The organism is Amycolatopsis rubida, assembly GCF_900115345.1.
Classification (GTDB): Bacteria; Actinomycetota; Actinomycetes; order Mycobacteriales; family Pseudonocardiaceae; genus Amycolatopsis; species Amycolatopsis rubida.
In genome coordinates this window covers 1-26,706 of the sequence record NZ_FOWC01000018.1, presented here as the reverse complement: position 1 = coordinate 26,706, position 26,706 = coordinate 1, and the positions used below count along the sequence as shown (strand labels likewise).

Annotated in this window: 18 protein-coding genes; 11 read left to right on the top strand and 7 right to left on the bottom strand. The window is 68.7% G+C overall.

The window, feature by feature from the left end; all coding sequences use genetic code 11:
- Positions 1-15: 15 nt before the first annotated feature.
- Positions 16-819: an ABC transporter permease gene (locus BM362_RS40005; protein ID WP_202506820.1), complete on the top strand. Its 804-nt coding sequence runs from the start codon at positions 16-18 to the stop codon at positions 817-819.
- 48 nt (positions 820-867) lie between these two features.
- Here BM362_RS40005 and pip read toward each other — a convergent pair whose 3' ends face one another.
- Positions 868-1,806, bottom strand: coding sequence for a prolyl aminopeptidase (gene pip, locus BM362_RS40000; RefSeq protein WP_093576688.1), 939 nt, complete (start codon positions 1,804-1,806; stop codon positions 868-870).
- A 150-nt stretch (positions 1,807-1,956) separates the two neighbouring features.
- Positions 1,957-2,931 (bottom strand): right-handed parallel beta-helix repeat-containing protein, encoded by a 975-nt coding sequence (locus tag BM362_RS39995; RefSeq protein ID WP_093576687.1) that lies wholly within the window; start codon positions 2,929-2,931, stop codon positions 1,957-1,959.
- A 235-nt stretch (positions 2,932-3,166) separates the two neighbouring features.
- Here BM362_RS39995 and BM362_RS39990 point away from each other — a divergent pair, with 235 nt between their 5' ends.
- Together BM362_RS39990 and BM362_RS39985 are read left to right on the top strand one after the other, a co-directional pair.
- Positions 3,167-4,114: an undecaprenyl-diphosphate phosphatase gene (locus BM362_RS39990; RefSeq protein WP_093576686.1), complete on the top strand. Its 948-nt coding sequence runs from the start codon at positions 3,167-3,169 to the stop codon at positions 4,112-4,114.
- Between the two features lie 16 nt (positions 4,115-4,130).
- A complete protein-coding gene (locus BM362_RS39985; RefSeq protein ID WP_093576685.1) occupies positions 4,131-5,069 on the top strand; it encodes a cytochrome c oxidase assembly protein in 939 nt (312 codons plus the stop codon).
- Between the two features lie 47 nt (positions 5,070-5,116).
- On the opposite strand, the gene panB is transcribed toward BM362_RS39985, so the two are convergent.
- Complete coding sequence (panB, locus tag BM362_RS39980; RefSeq protein ID WP_093576684.1) at positions 5,117-6,007, bottom strand: 3-methyl-2-oxobutanoate hydroxymethyltransferase; 891 nt, start codon at positions 6,005-6,007, stop codon at positions 5,117-5,119.
- A 229-nt stretch (positions 6,008-6,236) separates the two neighbouring features.
- Between panB and lysX the strand changes: the two genes are divergently transcribed.
- From lysX to BM362_RS39965, 3 genes are all read left to right on the top strand, one after another.
- The gene (gene lysX / locus BM362_RS39975; RefSeq protein ID WP_093576683.1) at positions 6,237-9,560 is read left to right on the top strand and encodes a bifunctional lysylphosphatidylglycerol synthetase/lysine--tRNA ligase LysX; all 3,324 of its coding nucleotides are present in this window, start codon (positions 6,237-6,239) and stop codon (positions 9,558-9,560) included.
- Positions 9,561-10,444: 884 nt separating this feature from the next.
- Positions 10,445-11,053: a hypothetical protein gene (locus tag BM362_RS39970; RefSeq protein WP_093576682.1), complete on the top strand. Its 609-nt coding sequence runs from the start codon at positions 10,445-10,447 to the stop codon at positions 11,051-11,053.
- Positions 11,054-11,060: 7 nt separating this feature from the next.
- Positions 11,061-11,648: a DinB family protein gene (locus BM362_RS39965; protein ID WP_093576681.1), complete on the top strand. Its 588-nt coding sequence runs from the start codon at positions 11,061-11,063 to the stop codon at positions 11,646-11,648.
- Between the two features lie 718 nt (positions 11,649-12,366).
- On the opposite strand, the gene BM362_RS39960 is transcribed toward BM362_RS39965, so the two are convergent.
- From BM362_RS39960 to secA2, 3 genes are all read right to left on the bottom strand, one after another.
- Positions 12,367-12,900, bottom strand: coding sequence for a methylated-DNA--[protein]-cysteine S-methyltransferase (locus BM362_RS39960; protein ID WP_067586075.1), 534 nt, complete (start codon positions 12,898-12,900; stop codon positions 12,367-12,369).
- A gap of 826 nt (positions 12,901-13,726) precedes the next feature.
- A complete protein-coding gene (locus BM362_RS39955) occupies positions 13,727-15,448 on the bottom strand; it encodes an NAD+ synthase (RefSeq protein WP_093576680.1) in 1,722 nt (573 codons plus the stop codon).
- 103 nt (positions 15,449-15,551) lie between these two features.
- The gene (secA2, locus tag BM362_RS39950) at positions 15,552-17,891 is read right to left on the bottom strand and encodes an accessory Sec system translocase SecA2 (RefSeq protein WP_067586081.1); all 2,340 of its coding nucleotides are present in this window, start codon (positions 17,889-17,891) and stop codon (positions 15,552-15,554) included.
- 144 nt (positions 17,892-18,035) lie between these two features.
- Between secA2 and BM362_RS39945 the strand changes: the two genes are divergently transcribed.
- Both BM362_RS39945 and BM362_RS39940 read left to right on the top strand, forming a co-directional pair.
- Positions 18,036-19,613 carry an alpha/beta hydrolase gene (locus tag BM362_RS39945; RefSeq protein ID WP_425285768.1) on the top strand — a complete coding sequence of 526 codons (1,578 nt, stop codon included), beginning with the start codon at positions 18,036-18,038 and terminating at the stop codon, positions 19,611-19,613.
- 35 nt (positions 19,614-19,648) lie between these two features.
- Positions 19,649-21,025 (top strand): alpha/beta hydrolase, encoded by a 1,377-nt coding sequence (locus BM362_RS39940; RefSeq protein WP_093576750.1) that lies wholly within the window; start codon positions 19,649-19,651, stop codon positions 21,023-21,025.
- Here the strand turns inward: BM362_RS39940 and BM362_RS39935 are convergent.
- Positions 21,022-21,657: an LppX_LprAFG lipoprotein gene (locus tag BM362_RS39935; protein ID WP_093576679.1), complete on the bottom strand. Its 636-nt coding sequence runs from the start codon at positions 21,655-21,657 to the stop codon at positions 21,022-21,024. The genes BM362_RS39940 and BM362_RS39935 overlap by 4 nt on opposite strands.
- Positions 21,658-21,749: 92 nt before the next feature.
- Between BM362_RS39935 and BM362_RS39930 the strand changes: the two genes are divergently transcribed.
- The 3 genes from BM362_RS39930 (at position 21,750) to BM362_RS39920 (ending at position 26,066) form a co-directional block, all read left to right on the top strand.
- Positions 21,750-23,030, top strand: a complete 1,281-nt coding sequence (locus BM362_RS39930; RefSeq protein ID WP_093576678.1) for an MFS transporter — start codon at positions 21,750-21,752, stop codon at positions 23,028-23,030.
- Positions 23,031-23,094: 64 nt separating this feature from the next.
- On the top strand, positions 23,095-24,438 hold the full coding sequence (gene glnA / locus BM362_RS39925) for a type I glutamate--ammonia ligase (RefSeq protein WP_037368721.1): 1,344 nt from the start codon (positions 23,095-23,097) through the stop codon (positions 24,436-24,438).
- Between the two features lie 44 nt (positions 24,439-24,482).
- Positions 24,483-26,066, top strand: a complete 1,584-nt coding sequence (locus tag BM362_RS39920; protein ID WP_093576677.1) for an amidase — start codon at positions 24,483-24,485, stop codon at positions 26,064-26,066.
- Positions 26,067-26,706: the final 640 nt, after the last annotated feature.

Below are 26,706 nucleotides of genomic sequence, written 5' to 3'. Positions count from 1 at the left end.
GAGACCGCCGTGCGGATGTCGAAACCCGCCCGGGTGCTGTTGTGGACCGCGCTCGGCGCCGGATTCGCGGTGATCTATTTCCCGCTGCTGGTGGTCCTGCTGAACTCGGTGAACGCGGACACCACGTTCGGCTGGCCGCCCAAGAGCTTCACCCTGGAATGGTGGGGCCGGGCGATCACCAACGAGGGCGCCCTGCACGCCTTGTGGACCAGCGTCATCGCCGGGCTTTCGGCGACCGCGATCGCTTTGGTGCTCGGCACGATGGCCGCGTTCGCGTTGCAGAAGTACCGGTTCTTCGGGCGGAACTCGTTGTCGCTGCTGGTGATCCTGCCGATCGCGCTTCCCGGCATCGTCACCGGCATCGCGCTGAACAACGCGTTCCGGACGATCTTCGGCCTCGACCTCGGGCTGATGACGGCGATCATCGCGCACGCCACGTTCTGCATCGTGGTGGTGTTCAACAACGTGGTCGCCCGGTTGCGCCGGATGGGCGGGAATCTCGAAGAAGCGTCCATGGATCTCGGCGCGGACGGCATGACGACGTTCCGCCTGGTGACCTTCCCGATGCTGCGCTCCGCTTTGCTGGCAGGCGGATTGCTCGCCTTCGCGCTGTCGTTCGACGAGATCATCGTGACGACGTTCACCCTCGGCACCGGCATGGAAACGCTGCCGATCTGGATCTACAACAACCTGTTCCGGCCGAACCAGGCCCCGGTGGTCAACGTGGTCGCGGCGGTGCTGATCATCGTCTCGACGGTGCCGGTTTACCTGGCGCAGCGGCTTTCCGGCGGCGACAGCTCCAGCGGCGGCCGGATCTAGCTTCGCACAAGTCCGTGAGGGGAACCCTGAGGGTTCCCCTCACGGCTTTTAACGGAAGCTGTCGGTGGCCTCGCGGAGAGCGGCGAGGATGCCCGGATCGGTGACGGCGTGCCCCGCGGACTCGGTGAGCTTCAACGTTGAATCGGGCCAAGCCCGATGCAGCTGGTACGCCGTGATCGGCGGGCACACCGCGTCGTAACGCCCCTGCACCAGCACGCCCGGGATCCCGGCGAGCTTCTCCGCGTCCCGGATCAGCTGTCCCTCTTCCAGCCACGCGTTGTTCCGGAAGTAGTGCACCGCGAGGCGAGCGAACGTCAGCGCGAACTGCGGGTTCGCGTATTGGTTCACAAAGGACTGTCGCGGCAGCAAAGCCACCGTCGCGCCTTCCCAGACGCTCCAAGCGATCGCGGCCCGTTCGCGTACCGCCGGGTCAGAGGAGTGGAGCAGTTCGGCGTACCCGGCTAGCGGATCGTCCGGGTTGTCCAGCGGCTCCAGGAAAGCGTCCCACTCCGCGGGGAAGAGATTCGCCGCTCCGCCGCGATAGAGCCAGTCCAGTTCCCGCTGCCGCACGGTGAAAACCCCGCGCAACACCATCTCGGAGACCCGCGAAGGATGGGTTTCGGCATATGCCAGCGCGAGCGTCGAGCCCCACGATCCGCCGAACAGCTGCCAGCGCTCGATGTTCAGCCGTTCGCGCAGCAGCTCCATGTCGGAGACCAAGTGCCACAACGTGTTCGCCGACAGGTCGTCGCCCGCGTTGGGTGTACTGCGGCCGGCGCCGCGCTGATCGAACAGAATGATCCGGTATGCCTCGGGGTCGAAATGCCGCCGGGTCATCGGGGCGGTGCCGCTTCCCGGCCCGCCGTGCAGCACCACCACCGGTTTCCCCTGCGGGTTCCCGGCTTCCTGGCAGTAGATCCGGTGGCCGTCGCCGACGTCCAGCACTCCGTCGGCGCGCACCGGGGTCGGCGGGTAAAGCTCGTCCATGCCGGACACTCTTCCCGAAGCCAGGTGCCGTCGCTCCACCTGGGGGTCGTGAGTGCTGGTGCCGGTTCCAATACTCCAGCACTGACGAGGAGGGTGGGTGGGGGCCCGCCCCCGCCGCCGGGCTGAGCGGGCCCCCGTCTGTGATCGCGGTCAGCAGCCTGGTGTCGCGGCTACGTTCGCGAAGCCCTTCCCGGCATTCGTCACCTTGTTGCTGGCACAGACCTTGTTCCCGGTGGCCGCCTTGACCACGTAGAACCCGTAGGCCGAGGGCGCCTGCACGTCCGCGGTGTTGTCGGAGAAGGTGTTGTCCTGGCCCCAGCCGTCGAGCTGCACGTGGACCTCGAACGAGCCGTAGGTCGCGTCGTGCGCGAAGACCTTGCTGCCCTTGTTGCCGGTGACCAGGTATCCGTTGCCCTTCACGTCGACCCAGCTGTCGGCGTAGTTCTCGCCGCTCTGCCCGGTGCCGTCGAAGGTGTTGCCGCGCAGTTCGCCGCCGGTGGTGCCTTCCTTGACGTCGATCGATTCCGCGCGCACGTCCGGCCCGATCTTGTTGCCGACCGCCTTGTTGCGGTCGCTGTGATCGGGCTTCCCGTCCGGCCAGTTGCTCTTGGCCGAACCGAAGTAGATGCCCTCACCGAATCCGCCGTTTTCCTTGCCGGTGTCGGAGATCTCGGAGTTTTGCACCACGTTGTCGCTGCTGCCGTGCTGGAAGTGGATGCCCTCGTTGCCGATGCCGGTCACCTTGAGCCCGTCGACCAGGGTGTGGTTAACGCCCAGCGCCATCACGCCCTTCTGGCCGCCGGTGACGGTGAATCCGGACAGCGTCCAGTAGCTGCCGGTCAGCTCGATGGTGCGGCCGCCGGATGCCTGCACGACTGCGCTGCGCGGGCCGGTGAGGGTGATGCGCCCGTTCGCGGTGCCGCTGGCGGCGGCCTTGAAGTTGCCGGTGTAGGTGGTGTTCGCCGCCAGCTGGATCATGGTGCCCGGCTTGGCCGAGGCCAGCGCGGTCTTCAGCTCGGCGGAATTCTTCACCGGGACGGTCCCGGCGGACGCCGCGGGTGTGGCGAGTGCGAGCAGTGCTGCGGCTCCGGTGGTGGCCGCCAGAACTCGGTCGCGGACGCGCATTCCAACCCTCCTCGTCGAGGCTCGATGACTTCGGATGCGGCGTGCGCTCACGCTAAGACATCGAGGGAACACTGGTCAAGTACATGATTGATGTTCATGTATGTGAACGTCATGAACAACGGATGGCCGGAAAGTGTCGCCTGCGAGGTGTTCCCGCCCGGCTTGCCCGGAGTTAACCCGGTCCTCGGTAGCTTTTCCGCGGAATGCCCGAACTGCGGCGAGAAAGGCTTCGTGAATGTCCGCGGTCAGCTACCTTGAGTCCATTGTCGTCGGCGCTTTGCAAGGCGTGTCGGAATTGTTTCCGGTGTCCAGTCTCGGGCACAGCGTCCTGTTGCCCGCGCTCGTCGGCGGAAGCTGGGGACGCGACCTGAGCATCGGGAAGGATTCGCCGTATCTCGCGGTGCTGGTGGCGATGCACGTCGCCACCGCGATCGCGCTGATCCTCTTCTTCCGGCGCGACTGGGTGCGCATCGTCGCCGGCCTGTGGACCTCGGTCCGCGATCGTGAGGTCCGCACGGCCGACCAGCGGCTCGCGTGGCTGCTCATCCTCGCCACGATCCCGGTCGGGATCGCCGGGCTGCTGCTGGAAAGCCTGCTGCGCGACGTCCTCGGCAAACCGGTGCCCTCGGCGATCTTCCTCGCGCTCAACGGCGGGGTGCTCTACGCCGCGGAGAAGTTCTCCCGGAAGCCCAAGACCGGGCTCGCGCGCGAGGAGGAGACCATCGACTTCAGTGCCGAGGAGACGATGGTGATGCGCGCGGTGACCGTCGACGAGGCCACCGACCTCCGGCTGTCGAAGCTGAGCGTGAAAGAGGCCGTGCTGATCGGTTCGGCGCAGATTTTGGCTCTGTTGCCCGGAATCAGCCGCTCCGGCATCACCATGGTGGCCGGTTTGCGCCGCGGGCTCGACCACGAGGACGCCGCCCGCTTCGCCTGGCTGCTGGCGACGCCGGTGATCCTCGCCGCGGGCGCGCTGAAGATGCCGTCGCTGTTCACGCCGGAGAACAAGCCGTCGCTCGGCCCGGCGCTGGCCGGCAGCGTGGTGGCGTTCCTCGCGTCCTACATTTCTGTCCGTTTTCTGACGAAATACTTTGAAACGCGCACCTTGACCCCCTTCGCCATCTACTGCGCGGTCGCCGGAATCGGCAGCCTGATCTTCTTCGCGGTGTCAGGGGCGGCGTAAGGCGCAATTTCGCCGGGTGCACACTGAACGCATCGAAATCGTGCCTGACCTGCCGCCGCTGAGCGGATCGACGCTGTTGACGGCCTGGACCTTCGACGTCCCGGCCGTGCTCGTCGCGCTCGCGCTCGGCGTCGGATACGTCGCCGCGGCCCGCCGTCAGGAGTGGCCGGCAGGGCGCACCACGGCGTTCCTGGCCGGGCTGGCCACGCTTGTCCTCGTCACGTGCTCGTTCCTCGGCGTGTACGACACGACACTGTTCTGGGTCCGCGCCACGCAGAACACCGTGCTCCTGATGGTCACGCCGCTGCTACTCGCGCTCGGCGCGCCCGTGACGCTGCTGATGCGCACCGCGCCGCCCAGGCTCGCCACGTGGCTGCGTACGCACGGCCGTGGCCGCTTCGCGCAGTTCATCACCTTCCCGCTGTGCGTCACCGTGGTGCTGATCGTGCCGTTCCTGCTCATCTACCTGACACCGCTGTACGAGCTTTCGCTCGACTCAGCGGTCGTCGGTGGCCTCGTGCGTGTAGCGCTCGTGCTGGCTGGCTTCCTGTACTTCTACAGCCGTGTGCAGCTCGATCCGACGCCGCGCAACGGTTCGCACCTGGTGTCGGTGTGGATCTCGTTCACCGAAGTGGTGTTCGACGGCGCGCTCGGCCTCGTGCTGTGGCTCGGCCCGTTACTGGCGCCCGTGCACTACGACGCGGTGCACCGAGACTGGGGACCGGACCGGCGCACGGACCAGATCATCGGCGCGGGCGTGCTGTGGATCGGCGGAGACGTCGCCGGGCTGCCGTTCGTCGGCGCGCTCTTCATCAGGTGGGCGCGCGACGACGAGAAACGGGCGAAACGGCTCGACCGGAAATTGGACGAGGAGGCAGTGGCAGGCGAGGCGCCGGCGAAGGGATTGTGGTGGGAGAACGATCCGGAACTCGCCGAACGGTTCCGCCGCTCGTGAGTGCTGATCACGGTTCTCACCGTGATCAGCACTCACGACGCCACCGCCTAGTGGAACGCGTGCTCGGCCGCCGGGAACTCGCCGCGCCGGACATCCTCGGCAAACGCCGCCGCCGCCCCCTGCAGCACCCCGGCGACGTCGGCGTACCGCTTCACGAATCGCGGTGCCTTGCCGCGGCGCAGCCCCGCCATGTCCTGCCAGACCAGCACCTGGGCGTCGCAGTCCGGACCGGCGCCGATGCCGACCGTCGGGATCTTCAGCTCGTGCGTGACGCGCTTGGCCGCCTCGGCGGGCACCATCTCCATCACGACCGCGAACGCGCCGGCTTCCTGCAGCGCCAGCGCGTCGGCGAGCAGCTTCTCCGCCGCTTCGCCGCGCCCCTGCACCCGGTAACCGCCGAGATTGTGCTCGCTCTGCGGGGTGAAGCCGATGTGGCCCATGACCGGGATCCCGGCCGAGGTGAGCGCTTCGACGTGCGCCGCGAACCGGTGCCCGCCTTCGAGCTTGACCGCGTGCGCGCGGCCCTCCTTCATGAACCGGACGGACGTGGCCAGCGCCTGTTCCGGGGAAAGCTGGTAGGAGCCGAACGGCAGGTCGGCCACCACGAGCGCCCGTTTCGCCGCCCGGGTGACCGAGCGGACCAGCGGGAGCAGCTCGTCGACGGTGACCGGCAGCGACGTGTCGTACCCGAACACGTTGTTCGCCGCGGAGTCGCCGACCAGCAGCACGGGGATGCCTGCTTCGTCGAAAAGCTCGGCGGTATACATGTCGTAAGCGGTGAGCATCGGCCACGGTTCGCCGCAGTCCTTCAGCTCGCGCAGATGATGAATCCGGACTTTTCGCGGTTTGCTCGGTCCCGCGCTGGTCGCGGGGCCGGTTCCGTAAGGGGCGGCCACCTCGCCGGCGGCGCCGTCGGGTTGGGCAGACTGGGCAGACATCGTCGTCGACCGTCCTTCCCTCGAGGCCTCGCAGAGGTCCCCGGGTCGTGGAGTCAGTACCGGAGACAGCGTGACACGCGCGCGGGAGGGCCCCAAGGTCGTGCGACCAGCTTCACACGGCCGAGTAGCGACAACCGTTTTGCCTCCTGTGACGTCTTGATAGGCACCGGGCCGATTTGCGCCCGGCGGGTGAGAAGGTCCGGCGCGTCGCGCCGCAAGAAAGGTACCCATGGGAACCGCAGTGAGCGCCCGTCCGCGCAGCCTCGGCTGGAAGGCCCGCGCCGGTGGCCTCGTGGCCACTGTCGTGCAACTGGCGGCGCTTTTCTCGGTCGTGCTGCTGCTCGCCGGCGGGCGGCACGGGCACTTGCTGAACGGCATCGACATGGCGTTCGGCGTGCTGAGCGTGCCGACCAGCTCAAGCCTGGTGATGGTGCTGCTGCTCGTCGTGCTCGGTGCGGCCCTGCGCAGGCGCAAAAAGGCCGCACTGTACGTGCTCGTGCTGTTCCAGGTCGCCGGCCTGGTGACCACGCTGGTCCTCCAGGGGCTGCTGCTGTGGGCTCCCGATCTGCTCACCCTCAACGCCCGGCAGATGCGGCACATCCCGACCCAGGTGGGCGCGCTCGCCATCGCCGACGTGATCTCGATCCTGCTGATCGTGTTCCTGCTGTCGCTGCGGCCGGCGTTCCCCGCCCGGCTCGCCCCCGGTGCCTGGTGGAACGGGCTCACTGTGCTGTTCGTCGGGTTCCTCGGGGTGATCGTGCTCGGCTGGGCGCTCACCGAGGTGTTCCCCGGCCATCTCGGCGACACGTGGGAGCGATTCGCCTGGGTGGTCAACCACGCCACCGGCGAAAACCTGCAACTGCGCCGGATCGGCGTCGGCGAAGGCCCGGCGTGGATTGACGTCGTCCTCGACCTCGGCGCGACCTTCGTGTCCACAGCCGCGCTGTACACGCTCTTTCGCGGCGTACGCAGCCGTCGCATTCGGACAGACGACGAAGAGCTGCGGTTGCGCCGTCTGCTGGGGGAGTTCGGCGAGGACGACTCTCTCGGCTACTTCGCCACGCGTCGCGACAAGAGCGTCATGTTCGCGCCCAACGGCCGCGCCGCGGTGACGTACCGGGTGCTCGCCGGGACCACAGTGGCGAGCGCGGACCCGATCGGCGACCCGGACGCGTGGCCGGACGCGGTGCAGGCGTGGCTCCACGAAGCGCGTACGTACGGCTGGACGCCAGGTGTGCTCGGCGCGAGCGAGAAGGGCGCGAAGGCGTACGCCGCCGCGGGGCTGCGCGCGCTGCAGATCGGCGACGAAGCGGTCCTCGACGTCCGCGAGTTCTCTCTCACCGGCCCCGAGCGGAAGTCTGTGCGGCAGGCGGTGAAACGGATCCAGCGCGCCGGGTACACCGCGCAGGTCCGGCGGCACAGCGAAATCCCCGAAGACGAGATGGCGCAGCTGCTCGCTCGCGCGCAGCAGTGGCGCGTCGACGAGACCGAACGCGGCTTCTCGATGGCGCTCGGCCGGCTCGGCGACCCGAGCGACGGCCGCAGCGTGATGGTCGAGGCGTACGACGCGCGCGGCGAACTGCGCGGCCTGCTGTCGTTCGTTCCGTGGGGCCGCCGGGGCCTTTCTCTTGACTTGATGCGCCGCGACCGGGACGCCGAAAACGGGCTCAACGAGTTCATGGTCGCCGAGGTCGTTTCGGCCGCCCAGCACATCGGCGCACAGCGGATCTCGCTGAACTTCGCGATGTTCCGCGCGGTGTTCTCCGAAGGCGAGCGCATCGGCGCCGGCCCGGTACTGCGCGCGTGGCGGGCGGTGCTCGGTGTCGCGTCGCGGTTCTTCCAGCTGGAATCGCTGTACCGGTCGAACGCCAAGTACGGCCCGGATTGGGAACCGCGGTTCCTCTGCTACTCGTCGGCGCGACGGCTCCCGCGGGTTGGCATAGTCGCGGGCGCCCTGGAGGGCTTCGTGCCCACCGGACGCGCGCGGTCGCTGCGGCTGGAGAACGTGGGGGAGGACTTCGTCGCCCAGGTCCGGCGGATCGACGAAGAAGCCGCGCAGGTCGTGCCGCGCGCCAAGCGCCGTCCGGAACAGGTCCGCGTGCGAGTGGCCAAAGTGGGCAAACTGCGGGAACTCGGCGTGGACCCGTACCCGGTCGGCTTCTCCCGCGAGGACCACCTCGGCGACATCGTGCACGCGTTCACCGGACTGGAACCGGATTCCCGCACCGGAAAACGCGTTCGGGTGGCGGGTCGGGTGCTCGCCCTGCGCACTCTCGGCGGGCTGTGTTTCGCGCGGATCAAGGACTTCTCCGGCGAACTGCAGCTGATGCTCGACGCGAAGGTCCTCGACCTGACCGGCTGGCGCACCGGCGTCGACCTCGGCGACCACGTCGGCGTGAGCGGCGAGGTCATCACCTCCCGCCGCGGCGAGCTGTCGGTGCTCGTGGACGAATGGACCGTCACCGCGAAGTGCCTGCACCCGTTGCCGGACAAGCGAAAGGGCCTCACCGACCCCGAGACGCGCGTCCGTCAGCGCTACCTGGACCTGGCGGTCAACCCCGACTCCGCGAACATGCTCCGCCTGCGCTCGACGGTCGTCCGCGCCGTCCGCGAACGCCTGCACCAGGGCGACTTCCTCGAAGTCGAAACCCCGATGCTGCAAACCATCCACGGCGGCGCCAACGCACGGCCGTTCGTCACGCACATCAACGCGTACGACATGCGGATGTACCTGCGCATTGCCCCGGAGCTGTATCTCAAGCGCCTGTGCGTGGCCGGCGTCGAGCGGGTCTTCGAGCTGAACCGGAACTTCCGCAACGAGGGCGTCGACGCGACCCACAACCCGGAATTCACGATGCTGGAGGCGTACCAGGCGTACGCGGACTACAACGCGATGCGCCACCTGATGCGCGACCTGATCCAGTACGCCGCCGAAGCCGCGTACGGCGCACAGATCGTGCGACGCCCAGACGCCGACGGCCGCATCGTCGAACACGACATCTCCGGCGACTGGCCCGTGATCCCGGTACACAAAGCCGTGTCGGAGGCATTGGGCGAGGAAGTCGACTCGGGCACGCCGGTCGCGACGTTGCGAAAACTCTGCGCCGCCGCCGGAGTCCCGGTGCCGGAAGAGGCCAGCGCGGGCGACCTGGTCCTGAAGGCACACGAGCACCTGGTCGAGGGCTCGACGGTCCTGCCGACCTTCTATACGGACTACCCGACCGAGGTCTCCCCGCTGACCCGCCAGCACCGGACCGACCCGCTCCTGGCCGAACGCTGGGACCTGATCGCGTTCGGCTCGGAAGTAGGAACCGCGTACACGGAACTGACCGACCCGCTGGAGCAGCGCCGCCGGTTGGAAGCACAGTCGCTGCGCGCCGCGAGCGGTGATGTCGAGGCGATGGAGTTGGACGAGGACTTCCTCCTGGCACTGGAACACGGAATGCCCCCGACCGGCGGACTGGGCCTCGGAGTGGACCGGCTGCTGATGATGCTGAGCGGGACGTCCATTCGGCAGACCGTGCTGTTCCCGTTCGTCCGCCCGCAGGGGTGAGGGCTGGTTCTGGGCCCCTTGCCGACTGCTTGTGCGGCGAGGCCGCGGCTTGTGCACAGTTTGCGGGTCCGGGCCGATCTGCTCGCGCGAGCGGCGTCGGCAACCGCGGATGCCGTGCCAGCTTGTCGCGGACTGTGGTCGGTGGAATCTGCTGCTCTCGCTGGCCGTGGTGGTCGGCGTCTGCGAGACGCCGTGCCGGTTCGTTGCGGAACTGCGGTCGCGGGAGTCTGCTGGCCCCGGTTGTTGGCGTCTGTGGATGCCGTGCCAGCTTGTCGCGGACTGTGGTCGGTGGAATCTGCTGCTCTCGCTGACCTGCGGTGGTCGGCGTCTGCGAGACGCCGCGCCAGTTCGTCGCGGAACTGCGGCCGCGGGAGTCTGCTCGCCCCGGTTGTCGGCGTCTGTGGACGCCGTGCCAGCTTGTCGCGGCCCGCGATCGCAAGAATCCGCTGCTCTCGCTAGCCCGCGGGTGTCGGCGACTGCGAGACGTCACGCCGGTTCGTCGCGGAACCGCAGTCGCGGGAATCTGCTGCCCCGGTCGCCCGCGGAGGCCGGCGCGGCCAAGCTGCTGCGGCCGATCACCGACCGCCTCGGCCGTCTCCCGCCGCGAGCAGCTCCGAGCAGCGCTCGCGGCAGCCGCACCGGCCGTTCCCGCGACCAGCCGTAGTCGGCTGCCGAGACTCGCCACCACCTTCCCTCCCGGCCCGGCCGAAGCCGAAGCCCGGCACCGAGGCGGGTATTGGCCGTCCGCCAACCATGATCCGGTAACCTCCACCAGGGATTCGGTGCGTGAGTTCGTGGTAGCGGATGGTGTCCGGAACCTCCGGGAAGTCACGGGTGTGACACCATCCGGCACTTCGTCGCAGAGATTCGCTTAGGGTGGGCAAGTGCGTGCTGCGCGGGTGGCTTTGACAGTCCTGCTCGGACTCGGTTTGGCGGGGTATTCCGCGTGGCTGCTGGAGTTCTTCATGCAGACCGGGGTTTCGCTGACCGAACAGCCGGTCTGGGATCTGTTCTACGCGCAACCGGTCTTCTCGGTCGCGACGGGCCTCGGCGGCCTGGCCTTTTTCTTCACCGGACCCGCCCTCATGCGGCTCGCGCCAGCGCGCTGGAGCGGGCGGCTGACGTCGGTTTCGGTGTCAGCGTTCGGGATCATGCTGATGGTGTACGCCTGGGTCCCGGAGACCGTGGTGACGCCGAACCTGCTGAGCGCGGCCGTCGCGGTCGGGGCGCTGAGCCTCGTCTTCTGGTGGCCGCCCGGCTGGCGGGCCTGCGCGGTGGGTTGCCTGGTGGCCGTGCTGGTCGCGTGGGCGCTGGTGGTGGTGTCGACGCTGGCCGGGCATCTGGAAGGCGTGTTCACCCGGGTGCAGCTCGTGGTGCACGCGGTGCAGGTCGTGATCGGCGGCGCGTACGTCGTGCAGACCCCGGTTCCGGTCAGCGGCCGCAAATTGTCGGTGGCGGGTGCGATGCTGCGGAGCACCAGACACCGGAAGTGAGGCCACCATGGCTGGCAAAGTCTCCCCGACTCCCGACGAGCGCGGCGGGTTGCTCGGGTTCCTGGCACAACAGCGCCAGGCGATGAAGGTCGCCGCGTATGGCTTGACCGACGACCAGGCGCGCGCCGCGCCCAGCGCGAGCGCCCTGAGCGTAGGCGGCCTGCTGAAACACGTGTCGTCCACCGAAAGCGGCTGGATAGACCTGGTGCTGAAAATCGAGCCGAAGCCCTTCGCCGAAAGCGTGGCGGCCTATCAGGAGAACTACCGTCTCGGTCCGGACGAAACGCTGGACTCGGCGATCGCCGCCTACGACCGGGTCGCCGCCCGCACCGAAGAGGTCATCGCCGGGATCGCCGATCTGAACCAGGAAGTCCCCATCCCGAAGGACGTGCCCTGGTACCCGGACGACGCGTCCGCCTGGTCCGTTCGCTGGGTGCTGCTGCACCTGATCGAGGAAACCGCCCGGCACGCAGGCCACGCCGACATCGTCCGCGAATCCCTGGACGGAGCCACCGCTATGCCCTTGCAGGCCGCGGCAGAGGGCTGGCCGGAGACGAACTGGCTGAAGCCGTGGAAACCCGGCGTAATGAGCTGAGTATCGCGCCAGGGTCGGTCGCCGAGCTGTGCCGGAGTCGTCCGGGGCGGGTTTTCTCGGACAGCCGTTGGCGAGTGCGGGCTCGTTTGGCTGCCGGGCTGGGCTGGACCGTGGCTGCTGGGCCGGACCGGCTCGGCTGGGTGGCGGACTGGCCGATCGCGTAGCGGTGCCCGAGCCCGTCCGGGGTGAGTTTTCCGGATGACTGCTGGCGGTCGGGCTGGCTTGGCCGCTGAGCAGGCTGGACTGGTTTGGTTGCTGAGCGGGACTGGTCCGGACGGCTCGGTCGGCAGGCTGGTCGCTCGGGCAGCCGCGCCGGAGTCGCCCGGGCTGGGTTGCTCGGACGGCTGTTGGCAGTCGAGGGACCTGGCGACGCCGCCGAGCGGGGCGGACTGGAGCGGCTCCGTCGGTCGGCGGGCCGCAGCGGCCACCCGCTTGGTCCGGGAGTGTGGAGTGGCCCTCGGCGGCTGTCGGTTCGGCTGCTCCGGCTGCCTGCCGCCGTTCGGCCGAGATCGCCGGATTAGGCGGCCTGGCCTGGCCGCTCTCGGGAGGCTGGCGGCTGGGGTTGGGCGGCCGGGTCGTTCGGCTGCCTGGAACAGCCGGTTGGGGTGGTGCGCTCGGTTGGCGTCCAGCGGCACTGGGGGTGTCGCTGGAATCCGGCCGAGCGCGCCAAAGCTTCAGGCAGGCCACGACATTCGCCGAGATTTCCGTAGCCGACGCGTCAGAACAACGTCGGTTCCTCCGGAAACGCCCCTTCGATCACCAGCATCCGCCGTTTGGTCTCGACCCCGCCCGGTGCCGAAAAGCCACCGGTGTTCTTGCCCGCGCCCAAAACCCGGTGGCATGGCACGATGATCGGAAACGGATTGCTCCCCATCGCCTGCCCGACAGCCTGAGCGGAGCCCGGCGCGCCGAGCTGATGCGCGATGTCCCCGTACGTCAGCACCTTCCCCGGCGGAATAGCACGCGCGACGTCGTACGCGCGCCGGTTGAAGTCCGGCACATCCCGGTAATCCAGCGGAGCCGCGCGCAGATCGCGAGCCTCACCCGACAGCAGCGCGACGACATCGTCCACCACCGCACGCAACTCGTCCGGCACCGGTGATTCCACCGCGTCCGGGAAACGCTTCGCGAGGTGCGCGCGCGTCCGCTCCGCCGTGCTCCCCGGCAGCGCGGTTCCGATCACCGCACCGTCCCGCCAGGCGAGTCCGCACGCCCCGATCGGGGTGTCGAACACCGTGTACCCAACTGTCATACGGCCAGCGTACGAGCTGGCACCGACAGAAACTGGCGAGAAAACGACACGACCCTGGAACGGCGGTGAACTCGCCCGGCCGCAGCAAGGAAAGCCGCGGACCGACCCGCGGAGCAGCCGTTCGCCGTCGTGGCCGAAGGCGAACATCTGCTTGCGGCACCCGGAGACCGAGTGAGCCGTGTCGAGCCCGCGGTCGCCACTGTCAGCAACGCGGCGGATCGTCGTCGTGGCCGAAGGCGAACATCCGCTCGTGGCACCCGGAGACCGAGTGAGCCGTGTCGAGCCCGCGGCCACCACTGTCAGCAACGCGGCGGATCGTCGTCGTGGCCGAAGGCGAACATCCGCTCGCGGCACCCGGAAGCCGAGCGAGCCGTGTCGAGCCCGCGGCCACCACAGTCAGCAACGCAGCGGATCGTCGTCGTGGCCGAAGGCGAACATCCGCTCGCGGCACCCGAAGACCGAGCGAGCCGTGTCGAACCCGCGGCCCCCACTGTCAGCAACGCAGCCGATCACGCCCGGCGAGACTGATGACGCCTGAAGCCTCAGCCAACCGACCCGAACCTAGGCCGTCGAACCGGAAATCCCGGTCGGCTGGGGTTCGTGCAGCCAATCGCGCCAGGCAATCGCCCATCGCGCGGCTGATCCAGGCGGCCGGAGCCCGGCAGCTTGGCAAAGGAGACTCCGGTCGCCTAGCCGAGCGCGCCTGGCGCTCCCGCCCATCGCGGGGGAACCCAGCCCTCTGCCGCGCGGCAAACCGCCAAGGCATGCTCGAAGCCCAGCATCCCACCCGGCAGCCCTCGCCGGACCACCTCGCCAGAAACCCCGATCAGGACTTCCGTTCCCGCCACCCGTTGGTCATCGGGAGCCGCCGGTCCCGCCCAAATGCCTTGAACGTGATCTTCGTGCCCGGCGGGTACTGCCGCCGCTTGTACTCCGCCCGGTCGACCATCCGCACCACCCGGTCGATCGTCTCCGGGTCGAACCCCGCCTCGATCAGATCCGCGTACCCGCGGTCGTTCTCGACGTAATCGTCCAGGACGTCGTCCAGCAGTTCGTAGTCCGGCAGCGAATCCGAGTCCTTCTGGTCCGGCCGCAGCTCCGCCGAAGGCGGCTTCGTGATCGAGTTTTCCGGGATCGGCGGCGTTTCCCCTCGCTTGGCCGCCTCCTCGTTCCGCCACCGCGCCAGCTGCCACACGTGCGTCTTGAACAGGTCCTTGATCGGCGCGAACGCTCCGACCGCGTCGCCGTAAATGGTCGAATAGCCGACGGCCAGTTCGGTCTTGTTGCCGGTCGCCAGCACCAGGTGTCCGTCCAGATTGGACAGAGCCATCAGCAGCATCCCGCGCACCCGCGCCTGGATGTTCTCCTCGGCGAGCCCGGTCAGCCGCAGCTGGTTGACATAGACATCGACCATCTCGCCGATCGGCTCGACCCGGTAGTGCGCGCCGATCCGCTCCGCCAAGTCCGAAGCGTCGTCTCGCGAGTGCGAGGACGAGTACTTCGACGGCATCGAAACGCCGTACACGTTGTCGCCGCCGAGTGCGTCCGCCGCCAGCGCCGCGCAGACCGCCGAGTCGATTCCGCCGGAGAAGCCGAACGTGACCGTCGAGAAGCCGTTCTTGTGCACGTAGTCGCGCAGCCCTACCACCAGCGCCGACCACACCTCGGCCTCGTCCGACAGCGGTTCGCTGATCGTCGGAGCCGACAGCGGTTCGTACGCGGGCAGTGGGACATCGTCGAGCACTCGCCGGTGCACTTCCAGCCCGTCGAACGAGCCCGTGGCGGCCGCGCTGGCAGCGGGCAGGTCCAAGTCCAGCACCAGCAGATGCTCCACGAACTGCGGCGCCCGCGCGAGCAGCGTCCCGTCCGCGCCGACCACCAGCGAGTCGCCGTCGAAAACCAGGTCGTCCTGTCCGCCGACCTGGTTCGTGTACACCAGCGGCGCGCCCGCCTCGGCCGCCCGGCGGGCGATCAGCGGCAGCCGCTGTTCGTCCTTCGACCGCTCGTACGGCGACGCGTTCGGCGCGACCACCAGGTCGACCCCGGCCTTGCCCAGTGCGGAGATCGGGCCGCCGTCCTGCCAGATGTCCTCGCAGATCACCATGCCGATGTCGACGCCGTGCAGCCGCAGCACCTCGAGTTCGGTACCCGGTTTGAAGTACCGGTGCTCGTCGAACACGCCGTAGTTCGGCAGGTGGTGCTTGAACTGCCGGGCCACGACCTCGCCGCGGTAGAGCGCCGCCGCGGCGTCGCGCGGGCCGATCTCGTCGTGGTCGAGGTAGCCGACGTACGCGAGCACCTCGCCGCAGCCCGCCTCGTCGAGCCGGCGCGCCAGTTCGGTCACCGAGCGCCGGGACGCGTCGGCGAACGTGCGCCGGAGCGTGAGGTCCTCGACCGGGTAACCGGTCTGGGACATCTCCGGGAACACGACGACGCGCGCGCCCGCCTCGGCGGCCTTGCGGGTCCACTCGACGGTGAGCGCGGTGTTCCCGTCGATGTCGCCGACGGTGGTGTTGACCTGGGCCAGTGCGATGCGCAGTTGCGGCATGCCGCCATTCTGTCCCACCGCACCGACAGAAACTACGCAGAGGTGAGCCAGAGAACGGCGAAGGGCCCCTCGCCCGAAGCGAGGGGCCCTTCGGACGAAGGAATCAGGACTTCTTCATCCGCATCATGCTGCGCACCTTCTTGACCGTCTGCTCGAAGTCCGAGTCGAACGGGTTGTCGTGCACCAGGTACGTCCACGTCGTGTTCGCGCGCCGCACGCCGACCTCGGCGAGGTCGAGGCCGTCGTCGGTGATCTCGGCTTCCTCAAGCGTCTTCGCCGCGCGCGAGGCGGATTCGGCGATGATCTTGTGGAACTCCGGGATCGCCGCGCGGTGGAACTCGTCCAGCGGCGTCTCGCGGGCCAGCGCGCGCAGGTGGATGCTCTCGCGCACGTCGGTGAGGTACGCCAGGTGGTCCGACCACAGCTGGTCGAGGTGGAACAGCCGGACCTCGCGGCACACCTGCTCAAGCCGGTCGGAGTCATCCAGCTTTTCCTTCAGCTCGGCGAACTTCTCCGGCTGCGCCTTCTCCAGTTCGTCCGCCGCGAGCCCGGTGTGCAGCACCTTGTCGCGGTGTTCCAGCAGCTCGGCGCGCTGCCGCTCGATCAGCCGGGTGTAGCGCCAGGTGTTGCGGTGGATCTCCAGGTCGACGCCCTCGGCGACGCGCTGGGCGTGGTTGAGCTGCCGGTGCGCGGCCGGGTCGGTGATCTCGCCGGTCTCGGTGTCCGCGTCGATGCCGTCCGGCAGGTCCGGCGCGTTCGACAGCACGAGGTCGTCGTTGAGGCTCGCGAAGAAGATCGCGCTGCCCGGGTCGCCCTGTCGCCCGGACCGGCCGCGCAGCTGGCCGTCGAGACGGCTCGACGGATACCGCGCGGTGCCGATCACGTGCAGGCCGCCCAGCTCGGCGACCTCTTCGCGGGTCGTGCCGTCGCTGCCGCCGAGCCGGATGTCGGTACCGCGACCGGCCATCTGCGTGGACACGGTGACCGCGCTCTTCTTGCCCGCCTCGGCGATGATCGCGGCCTCTTCGGCGTCGTTGCGCGCATTCAGCACGACGCACGGCAGGTCGGCCTTCGCCAGCTTTTCCGCCAGCTCCTCGGACTCGGCGACGTCCTGGGTGCCGACGAGGATCGGCCGCCCGGTCTCGTGCACCGTGCGGATCTCCTCCTCGATCGCGCGCAGTTTCTGCGACGGCGAGGCGAAGACGCGGTCCTGCTGGTCCTCGCGGACGTTCGGGGTGTTCGGCGGGATGACCGCGACTTCGAGCTGGTAGAACTCGCGCAGCTGCTCGGCGACCGCGACGGCGGTACCGGTCATGCCCGCGACCTCGGGGTAACGCGCGAGCAGCGCCTGCACGGTGATCGAGTCGAGGATTTCGCCCCGGTCGGTGGCCGTGACCTGCTCTTTCGCCTCGACCGCGGCCTGGAGGCCGTCCGGCCAGCGCTGCAGTTCGGCGACGCGGCCGCGGGCGGCGTTGATCAGCTGCACCTTGCCGTCACGGACCAGGTAGTCGACGTCCCGGGTGAGCAGGGCGTGCGCGTGCAGGGCGACGTTCACCGCGGCGAGCCGGTCCGAACCGGACTCGTCGTACAGGTCGACGCCGCCGAGCGACTTCTCCACGACCGACGCGCCGGCGCTGGTCAGCCACGCGTTGCGGCCCTCGGAGTCGGTTTCGTAGTGCAGGCCGAGCCGCAGCCGCCGGACGATCTTGGCGACCTCCTCGTCGGCGTCGTTGTGGTCGATCGAACCGGCCATGACCAGCGGCACGCGCGCCTCGTCGACCAGCACCGAGTCGGCCTCGTCGACGATCGCCACCTCGGGAGCCTTCTGCACCAGATCGTCGGGGTGGGTGACCAGGCGGTCGCGCAGCACGTCGAAGCCGATTTCGGCGACCGCGCCGTAGGTGACCTCCTTGCCGTAGGCCTCCTTGCGCTCCTGCTTCGAGTGCGCCGGTTCGACCCAGCCGACGGTGACGCCGAGCAGGTCGTACACCGGGCCCATCCACTCCGCGTCGCGGCGGGCGAGGTAGTCGTTGACCGTGACCACGTGCACGCGGCGGCCGCGCAGCGCGTACCCGGCGGCGGCCAGCGCACCGGCGAGCGTCTTGCCCTCACCGGTCTCCATCTGCACGACGTGGCCGGTGAGCAGGCCCATCGTGCCGAGCAACTGCACGTCGAAGGCCCGCTCGCCGAGCTCGCGCCGGGCGGCCTCGCGGCCGAGCGCGCAGATCTCGATCAGCTGGCTGTCGGTGAACGAGGCGGCCCCGCCGATGGCGTCCCGCAGCTTGCCCGCGCGCTCGGTGAGCTCGGCGTTTTCGAGTTTTTCCAGCTCCGGTTCGAGCTTCTCGACGGCGGGCAGCAGCGCTTCGTAGCGGGTCAGCTCGACGCTGCCCGGCCGCTGGATGATCCGGCGGAGCCGTTTGCCCACTCGGCTGATCAGTGCCACCCCTGGTCTCCTCGTGTCGATGTGTCTCCGGTCGCACCCGCACTGCCCAACGCGCCGACGGTGCGTTCGAGTTCCGCGCCCGGATGGCACGATCAAACCGTGTCCCGTCATCCCAGCGCCAGCCCGAAAGTCCATCCGATAGTCGTGTTCGCGGCTGCCGGCCTGCTCGCGACCACGCTCGCGGCGTGCACGTCCAAGCCCGACCAGGCCGCGTCCGCGCCGACCGTCGAATCGCACGCGCCGGTGGGTCCGGTGCCCGCCGGACTGGAGCGCTTCTACGGGCAGAGCATGACCTGGTCCGCGTGTGCACCCTACGCGACCTCGGCCGACGCCCGGTCGGCGTTCAAGGCGCAGGGAATCGAGTGCGGACGCCTCACCGTTCCGTTGAACTATGACAAACCGGACGGGCAGACGATTACCGTCGGCGTGCTGCGGCATCGTGCGAGCGATTCGGGCGAGAAAATCGGTTCGCTCGTGGTGAACCCGGGCGGACCGGGCGCTTCGGGCATGGTCGCCGCGGCGGGCCTGCTCGACCAGGTGTCCAAGTCCGATCTCGGCGACCGGTTCGACCTCGTCGGCTTCGACCCGCGAGGCATCGGTGCGAGCGAACCGCAGATCAAATGCCTGACCGGGCCCGAGCGTGATGCGGACCGTGCGGATGACAGCGAGACTGACGGTTCTCCTGCGGGCGTGGCGAAGCAGGAAACGGAGCAGAAAGACTTCGCCGCGAAGTGCACACAGCGGACGAAGTACGGCGACGACATGCTCGCGCACGTCGGTACGCGCGACGTCGCCAAGGACATGGACGTGCTGCGAAGCGTCCTCGGCGACCAGAAGCTCACGTACCTCGGCTACTCGTACGGCACGCGCATTGGGTCCACGTACGCGGAGACCTTCCCGAAGAACGTGCGCGCGCTCGTCCTCGACGGCGCTGTCGACCCGACACAGAGCCCGGAAGACTCGCTCGTCGCGCAGGGCCAGGGCTTCGGCGGCGCGTTCAACGAGTTCGCGAAGTGGTGCGCGGCGCGTCAGGACTGCGCGCTCGGCAACAACCCGGCCGACGCGACGAAGCAGTTCCAGGACCTCACGCGCCGGCTGATCGACTTCCCGGTTCCGGTCGGCGACGGCCGCAAGCTGTCGTACGACGACGCCACCACAGGTGCCATACAGGCCCTCTACCAGCAGAATCTCTGGGAGTACCTGAACACCGGGCTGAACGAACTGAAGCTGCAGCGCGGTGCCACGCTGGAGAAGCTGGCTGATATCTACAACGAGCGCAATCCGGACGGCAGCTACGGCACCACGCAGGACGCCTTCGTCGCGATCCGTTGCGTCGACGACCCGCGAGTCACCGATCCGAAGCAGATTCTCGAAGGCCAGGAGAAATACGAAAAGGCCGCACCCTTCCTTGACGACGGCCGCCAACCCAGCTCTGCCCGTGACGCGTGCGCGTTCTGGCCGGTGCCGAACACGTCGAAGCCGCACGAGCCGAACGTCGAAGGCCTGCCGAAGACGCTGACGATCTCGACGACGAACGACCCGGCTACGCCGTACCAGGCGGGCGTGAACCTCGCGAAGGCGCTGAAGGGGTCACTGCTCACCTTCGAGGGGACGCAGCACACGGTGTTCTTGCAAGGCAACGCGTGCGTCGACAAGGCGGGCACTGCCTACCTGATCGACGGCACGACGCCTCCGGACGGCACTCGCTGTAAGGCCAGTTGAGATTGCGCTGGCTCGCGACGGTTGTGGCAGTGGTGATGCTCGCTGCCACGGCTTGCGCGAGCCAGCGGGCAGCGCTCGACTGGGGACCGTGTGCGCCGTACGCGCAGACCCCTTCCGAGAAGGGCTTGTACGCGGACGAGGCGGTCGACTGTGCCCGGTTGACGGTGCCGCTCGACTACGCGAACCCGCAGGGCCGGACAGTGTCGATCGGTTTGCTGCGGCATCGGGCCACCGATCCGGCACACCGGATCGGGTCTCTCGTGCTCAACCCCGGTGGGCCGGGCAGTTCAGGGATGAATGCGGCGGCCACGTTGGCGAGACCTGCCGGAAAGCTTGCCGAGCAGTTCGACTTGGTCGGCTTCGACCCTCGCGGGGTTCACGCGAGCGAGCCGCGCATCCGCTGCCGGTCGGATGCCGAGCAGGACGCCGCTCGTACGTCAGACGTCGGAAGTGCGGTTGGCTGTCTCAAGAAGACCGGCGCGGAGTTCCTCGCGCACGTAGGCACGCGAGAGGTCGTACGCGATCTCGACGCGCTTCGTGCCGCCCTCGGCGACGCGAAGCTCACGTACCTCGGCTACTCGTACGGAACGCAGATCGGTTCGGCGTACGCAGAGGCGTACCCGGACAAAGTGCGCGCCATGGTCCTCGACGGTGCCATCGACCCCGCACAGGACTTGCCGCAGACACTGATCGCCCAGACCGCCGGGTTCCAGGACGCTTTCACCCGCTTCGCGCAGTGGTGCGCGAAGCGAGCTGGATGCCCGCTAACCGGCGACGCGACCGCAGCTTTCCAGCGAATCGCGCGTCCTTCGGTCTCTGCACTGCCCGGCCGCGCACTGGCCTTCGCCGACGCTGTCACTGCGACAGAAGCCGCGCTCTACTCCCGCGCGAAGTGGCCGAATTTGCGGCAAGCACTGGAAGAACTAGCGACCACGCGTAGCGGCGCGAAGCTGCTTCAGATGGCCGATGACTATTACCAACGCGATCAGAACGGCCACTACAGCGGAGCCTTCGACGCCTACTACGCCATCCGCTGCGTCGACTACGACCGTGTCACCAACCGCACGACCATCGACGCCGCGCATCGCCAGATGCTCACCGGAGCACCCTTCCTCGCCGGCAACTCGCCCGACGCGCACGAACTCGACACCTGCTCGACCTGGCCGGTACCGCCAACCTCACGGTCGCACCGTCCATTCGCACCCGGCCTGCCGAAAACGCTCGTCATCTCGACCACGCATGACCCGGCTACGCCCCACCGCCAGGGCGTAGCGCTCGCGAAAGGCCTCAACGCCGCACTGCTGACTGTCGACGACGTACAGCACGCAGCGTTCCTCAAAGGCAACGCCTGTGTCGACAAAGCCGCAACGACCTACCTCAGCAGCGCCATCGCCCGAGACGGCAGCTGCTAGGGCTGCTGATCCGTCAACAGCACCTCGTACATCACCGGGCTGTCGCGTTCCGTCGCAGGCGGCACTTGCAGCCACATCCGCGCGAAGCGGCGCGGTTCGGCGACTGTCACCCAGATCTTCACGTTCACGTCTGCGTGGATCTGCGGCACCAGCTTCGCCGCGACCGCTTGGGGCACGGTTCCGCCGACGCGGTAGCCGTCGACGTGCTGGATGGTCTCGCGGATTTCGGTTTTCGGCTGCTGGAGCGAGTCGAGGAGCCGGGTCAGGCCGCCGCGCGGACCGAGGAACCGGTCGACGGTGAAGGGCGTGGGGCCGTTGGTTTCGCGACCCTTCGTGTCCTTCGTAGTCGCGGTGTGCCCGGCGACGGTGAACGAGAACGACCGATCAGTGAATTCCGCGCTGCCGCTCGCCTGTCCGCCGCGCTTGAGGGTCGCGTTGCCGACGAGCTTGGTCATCGGCAGGCCGGGCAGCACCCCGTTGACGCCGACCGAGAAGTGCAGGCTGGCGACTTTGGCGAAGTTCGCCCTGGCGGCGGCGAGCAACCCGTCCGCCGCGGGCAAGGGGGGTGCCGCGGTGCAACCGCCGACCAGCCCGAGGAGCAGCAGGGCCGGCAGGACACGTCGGCTGAGCATGGCCGAGAGCCTACTTGGCTGGCCTGATCCTTACGCATAGTGTCCTTCCGGCCACTGTCGACTCCGCTCCTGGTCCATCAGACTGACTGCTCGTGACCGTTGAGACTCGTCCTGCCCGCCGCCTGCATCGCGCCTGGTTCGTCGCCGCGGCCGCGTTCGTCGCCCTCCTCGCCGCCGCCGGCTTCCGCGCCGCGCCGGGCGTCCTGATCGATCCGTTGCACGAAGAGTTCGGTTGGTCCCGGGCCACGATCGGGTCCGCCGTCTCGGTCAACCTCGTCCTGTATGGCCTCTTCGCGCCCTTCGCCGCCGCGCTGATGGAGCGGTTCGGTATTCGCCGAGTCGCGGCCACCGCGCTGTGCGTCGTCGCTCTCGGCGCGGGCGGCACCGTCTTCATGAGCGCCAGCTGGCAGTTGATCCTCTGCTGGGGTGTGCTCGTCGGCCTCGGCACCGGCTCGATGGCGATGAGCTTCGCCGCGATGGTCGCGACGCGCTGGTTCATCCGCCACCGCGGCGTCGTAACCGGCGTGCTCACCGCCGCCGGGGCGACCGGACAGCTGATCTTCCTGCCCTTGATCGCGTCGCTCGCGGCGGGCGACGGCTGGCGGACAGCGTCCATGGTCATCGCCATCGCGGCTCTCGCGGTGGTCCCGGTCGTGCTGTTGGCCGTACGCGACCACCCGGCCGACATCGGCACTGTCGCGTACGGAGCGCCCGAAGACGCCGAAGTGGCGCGTCCGGCACCGAAGGTCGGCACGGTCCGGCGCGGGCTGTCTGTGCTGTTCCAAGCCGCGCGCACCCGGACGTTCTGGCTACTCGCTGTCGGGTTCGCGATCTGCGGGGCGACCACCAACGGGTTGGTCAGCACGCACTTCGTCCCGGCCGCGCACGACCACGGCATGCCGCAGACGACCGCGGCGAGCCTGCTCGCGCTGGTCGGCGTCTTCGACGTGGTGGGAACGATCGCGTCGGGATGGCTCACCGACCGTGTCGACCCGCGGATCCTGCTCGGCGTCTACTACGCGTTGCGGGGAGTTTCGCTCGCCCTGTTGCCGCAGCTGTTCACGAACTCGGTCCAGCCGAGCATGTGGGCGTTCATCCTCTTCTACGGTCTCGACTGGGTGGCGACCGTTCCGCCGACGGTCGCGCTCTGCAGCCGCTCCTTCGGGGAAGCCGGTCCGATCGTGTTCGGCTGGGTTTTCGCCTGCCACCAGCTGGGCGCGGCGTTCGCCGCCTCCGCCGCCGGCGCGGTGCGGGACCAGTTCGGCGATTACGCGATCGCCTGGTACGTCGCCGCCGGGCTCGCGGTCATCGCCTCGGTCGCGTCGTTGTCGATCACCCGGTCGAGGGAATCCCAGCTCGCCGTCGCGGCGTGAATCGAACTCCCACGGGGGTGACCCGTGAAACATGGCGTTAACACGTGCTGGTTAGGGTTCGGCCATGGATCGCCAGCAGGAATTCGTGCTCCGCACCTTGGAAGAGCGCGACATCCGTTTCGTCCGCCTGTGGTTCACCGACGTGCTGGGATTCCTGAAGTCCGTCGCGGTCGCGCCCGCCGAACTGGAGGGCGCGTTCAGCGAGGGCATCGGGTTCGACGGCTCGGCCATCGAGGGCTTCGCGCGCGTCTACGAGTCGGACATGGTCGCCAAGCCCGACCCGTCCACGTTCCAGGTGCTGCCGTGGGAAACCCCCGACGGCGGTCCGTACTCCGCGCGGATGTTCTGCGACATCGCGATGCCCGACGGCTCGCCGTCCTGGGCCGACCCGCGGCACGTGCTGCGCCGCCAGCTGTCGAAGGCCAGCGAAGCCGGGTTCACCTGCTACGTGCACCCGGAGATCGAGTTCTTCCTGCTCGCCAACCTCCCCGACGACGGCAGCGAGCCCGAGCCCGCCGACAACGGCGGCTACTTCGACCAGGCCAGCCACGCCACCGCGACGCACTTCCGGCGGCACGCGATCGAGACCCTTGAGGCGATGGGCATCTCGGTCGAGTTCAGCCATCACGAGGGCGCGCCGGGGCAGCAGGAAATCGACCTTCGCTACGCCGACGCCCTCACCATGGCCGACAACGTGATGACGTTCCGTTACGTCGTCAAGGAGGTCGCGCTGACCCAGGGCGTGCGCGCGACCTTCATGCCGAAGCCGTTCACCGACCAGCCCGGCTCGGGGATGCACACCCACGTGAGCCTGTTCGAAGGCGACCGCAACGCGTTCTACGACGCGGAGGATCCGCACGAGCTTTCCGAGACCGGCAAGGCGTTCGTCGCCGGTGTCCTGCACTACGCCAAGGAAATCTCCGCCGTCACCAACCAGTGGGTCAACTCCTACAAACGGCTGATCAGCGGCAGCGAGGCGCCCACGACGGTGTCCTGGGGGAGGGCGAACCGCTCGGCGCTCGTGCGCGTGCCGATGTACTCGCCGGGCAAGGCCTCGTCGCGGCGCGTCGAGATCCGGACGCTCGATTCGGCGTGCAACCCGTACCTTGCCTACTCGGTGATACTGGCCGCGGGGCTGAAGGGCATCGAAAAGGGCTACGAGCTGCCGCCGCCCGCCGAGGACAACATCTGGCAGCTGTCGGACTCCGAACGCCGCGCCGCCGGTTACTCGCAGTTGCCGCAGAACCTCGGCGAGGCGCTCGCCGAGATGGAGAAGTCGGAGCTGCTGCCGGAAGCGCTCGGCGAGCACGTTTACGACTTCTTCTTGCGCAATAAGCGGGTTGAGTGGGACAACTACCGGAGCGCGGTCACCCCGTACGAGCTCCGGACCCTGTTGCCGATGCTCTGAACCGGACCCCGGGCCGTGCTCCGAGGTTGGGGAGGCATCGGAACATGGGAAAAAGACTGCCCGCCGTACTCGCCGCACTGGTCGCGGCGGCGGGCTTGGCCACCGCGCCGCCGGCGGTCGCGATGCGAGGTGACCACTCTGACCCGGCCGAGCCGCACTTCGACCTCGACCGCGCCGACATCCCGTCGCTGCAGCACCGGATGGCGACCGGTCAGCTCACCGCGACCCGGCTGACCAGCGCGTACCTCGCGCGGATCCGGGTGCTGGACCCGAAGGTCAACGCCGTCCTCGCGCTCAACCCAGCCGCGCTCGCGCAAGCCGCCGCCAGCGACGTCCGGCACCGGACCGGCCGCACCCGCGGTCCGCTCGACGGGATCCCGGTGCTGGTCAAGGACAATGTCGACACCCACGACCAGCAGACCACCGCCGGTTCGCGCGCGCTGCGCAGCCGCCCGGCCAAGGACGCCACGCTGATCACCCGGCTGCGCGACGCGGGCGCGGTGATCCTCGGCAAGGCGAACCTGTCGGAATGGGCCAACTTCCGCGCCGCGAAGCCGACGTCCGGCTGGTCCGGCGTCGGCGGGCAGACCCACAACCCCTACGTCCTGGACCACAACCCGTGCGGTTCGTCCGCCGGATCCGCCGCAGGCGTCGCAGCCTCGCTCGCGCAGGTCGCGATCGGCAGCGAGACCGACGGGTCGATCGTGTGCCCGGCCGGGATGACCGCGACTGTCGGGCACAAACCGAGCCTCGGGCTCGTCAGCCGCACCGGCGTCGTGCCGATCTCCGCGGAACAGGACACGGCGGGACCCATCGCGCGCAACGTCGTCGACACCGCGCTGACGCTCTCGGTACTGCAGGGCCGCGACCCGTCCGACCCGGCGACTCTGCGCTACCCGTCGACCCAGCCGGCCGACTACGCGAAACTTCTCCGCCCCGGCGTCCTGCGCGGTGCCCGGATCGGCCTGTGGCGGCTGCCGGTGCTCGGCCCGGACACGGACGCCGTGGTCAGCAAGACGAAAGCTTCGCTGGAACGCGCCGGCGCGACCGTCGTCGAGGTCAACCTGCCGTACCAGGACCGGCTCTCCGCGCTGGAGTTCCCGGCGCTGCTGACCGAGTTCCACCGCGACATCGACGCGTACCTCGCCACGCGGCCTACCGGCCCGCGGAACCTGGCGGACCTCGTCGCGTACAACCGCGCTGACCCGCTGGAACGCACCTGCTTCGCTGGTCAGGAGCTGTTCGAACAGGCGCTCGCCGCGCTTGGCCCGCAGGATCCGGCCTATCTGAAGAACCGGGCGGAGCTGACCGACTTGTCGCGCCGGTCGCTGGACGAGACCCTCGCGAAGTACGACCTGGACGCCATCGCGTCGCCGACGAACCCGCCGGCCTGGAAGACGGACTGCGAGACCGGCGACAACGACGTGATCCCGTCCTCGACACCGGCCGCGGTGGCGGGCTACCCGGACGTCACGGTCCCGGCCGGTTCGGTCGGACCGCTGCCGGTGGGGATTTCGTTCATGGGCGGGCAGTGGACGGACGGGAAGATGCTGGCGCTGGCCGCGGACTACATGCGGGTCGCGCCGGTCCGGGTTCCGCCCCGGTATCTGCCCAAGTTGCCCGGGTGAGCCGTTCGGGGTTGCCCGGAGCGGGCGAAGGTTCGTGGCGGCCCCCGGTCAGCGCCTCGCGACGGCCGGAGGGCTTGCGTTGCAGGCGGGCTGGCTTGCGGCGGGATGGCCGGGCAGTGCGCTGACCTGCCGCATTGGGCCGGGTGCCCGGGTCTTCGACCGCAAGAGGGTCGTCCGATGGGGGAGACCTGGGTCACTCGGGGCCTCTCCAGTGCGCCTCCGAGCACCGTCCGCGGCCCCCGAACCGGTCGAATCAGTCCGCTGTCAACGCTCTGACCAGGGGCGATGCCGTTAAGTGACCCCCCTGTTTTCGGGTGGTTGGAAGGCATGTAATCTTCTCTTCGTCGCCAGGAACACCGGGTCGGCGGGGCCGAAAGCCTCACCGACCAGGAGCCAGGGCCGAGCGGGTTGACACCGCGAAACGGACCAGGTAATGTTCAGCGTCGGCCCACGAGCGGCCGCCGACTCCCTACGACTAGCCTTGTAGGTAGCGGCATGCTCGACCAAAAGCTTGAAATAACGCATCGAGCGTGGCCTGGTTGGTTCTGGGTGTGGTTCGGGGTGTGTTGCTTGAGAACTCAACAGTGTGCTAGTGAACTAAGCCAGTAGAGCTTAATTTGAAACCCCTCGTCGGGGTTTC

Coding starts and splice junctions, on each gene's coding strand:
- BM362_RS40005 (WP_202506820.1), top strand. CDS start 16: ATGTCGAAACCCGCCCGGGTGCTGTTGTGGACCGCGCTCGGCGCCGGA.
- pip (WP_093576688.1), bottom strand. CDS start 1,806: ATGGACGAGCTTTACCCGCCGACCCCGGTGCGCGCCGACGGAGTGCTG.
- BM362_RS39995 (WP_093576687.1), bottom strand. CDS start 2,931: ATGCGCGTCCGCGACCGAGTTCTGGCGGCCACCACCGGAGCCGCAGCA.
- BM362_RS39990 (WP_093576686.1), top strand. CDS start 3,167: ATGTCCGCGGTCAGCTACCTTGAGTCCATTGTCGTCGGCGCTTTGCAA.
- panB (WP_093576684.1), bottom strand. CDS start 6,007: ATGTCTGCCCAGTCTGCCCAACCCGACGGCGCCGCCGGCGAGGTGGCC.
- lysX (WP_093576683.1), top strand. CDS start 6,237: ATGGGAACCGCAGTGAGCGCCCGTCCGCGCAGCCTCGGCTGGAAGGCC.
- BM362_RS39965 (WP_093576681.1), top strand. CDS start 11,061: ATGGCTGGCAAAGTCTCCCCGACTCCCGACGAGCGCGGCGGGTTGCTC.
- BM362_RS39960 (WP_067586075.1), bottom strand. CDS start 12,900: ATGACAGTTGGGTACACGGTGTTCGACACCCCGATCGGGGCGTGCGGA.
- BM362_RS39955 (WP_093576680.1), bottom strand. CDS start 15,448: ATGCCGCAACTGCGCATCGCACTGGCCCAGGTCAACACCACCGTCGGC.
- BM362_RS39940 (WP_093576750.1), top strand. CDS start 19,649: ATGCTCGCTGCCACGGCTTGCGCGAGCCAGCGGGCAGCGCTCGACTGG.
- BM362_RS39935 (WP_093576679.1), bottom strand. CDS start 21,657: ATGCTCAGCCGACGTGTCCTGCCGGCCCTGCTGCTCCTCGGGCTGGTC.
- glnA (WP_037368721.1), top strand. CDS start 23,095: ATGGATCGCCAGCAGGAATTCGTGCTCCGCACCTTGGAAGAGCGCGAC.
- BM362_RS39920 (WP_093576677.1), top strand. CDS start 24,483: ATGGGAAAAAGACTGCCCGCCGTACTCGCCGCACTGGTCGCGGCGGCG.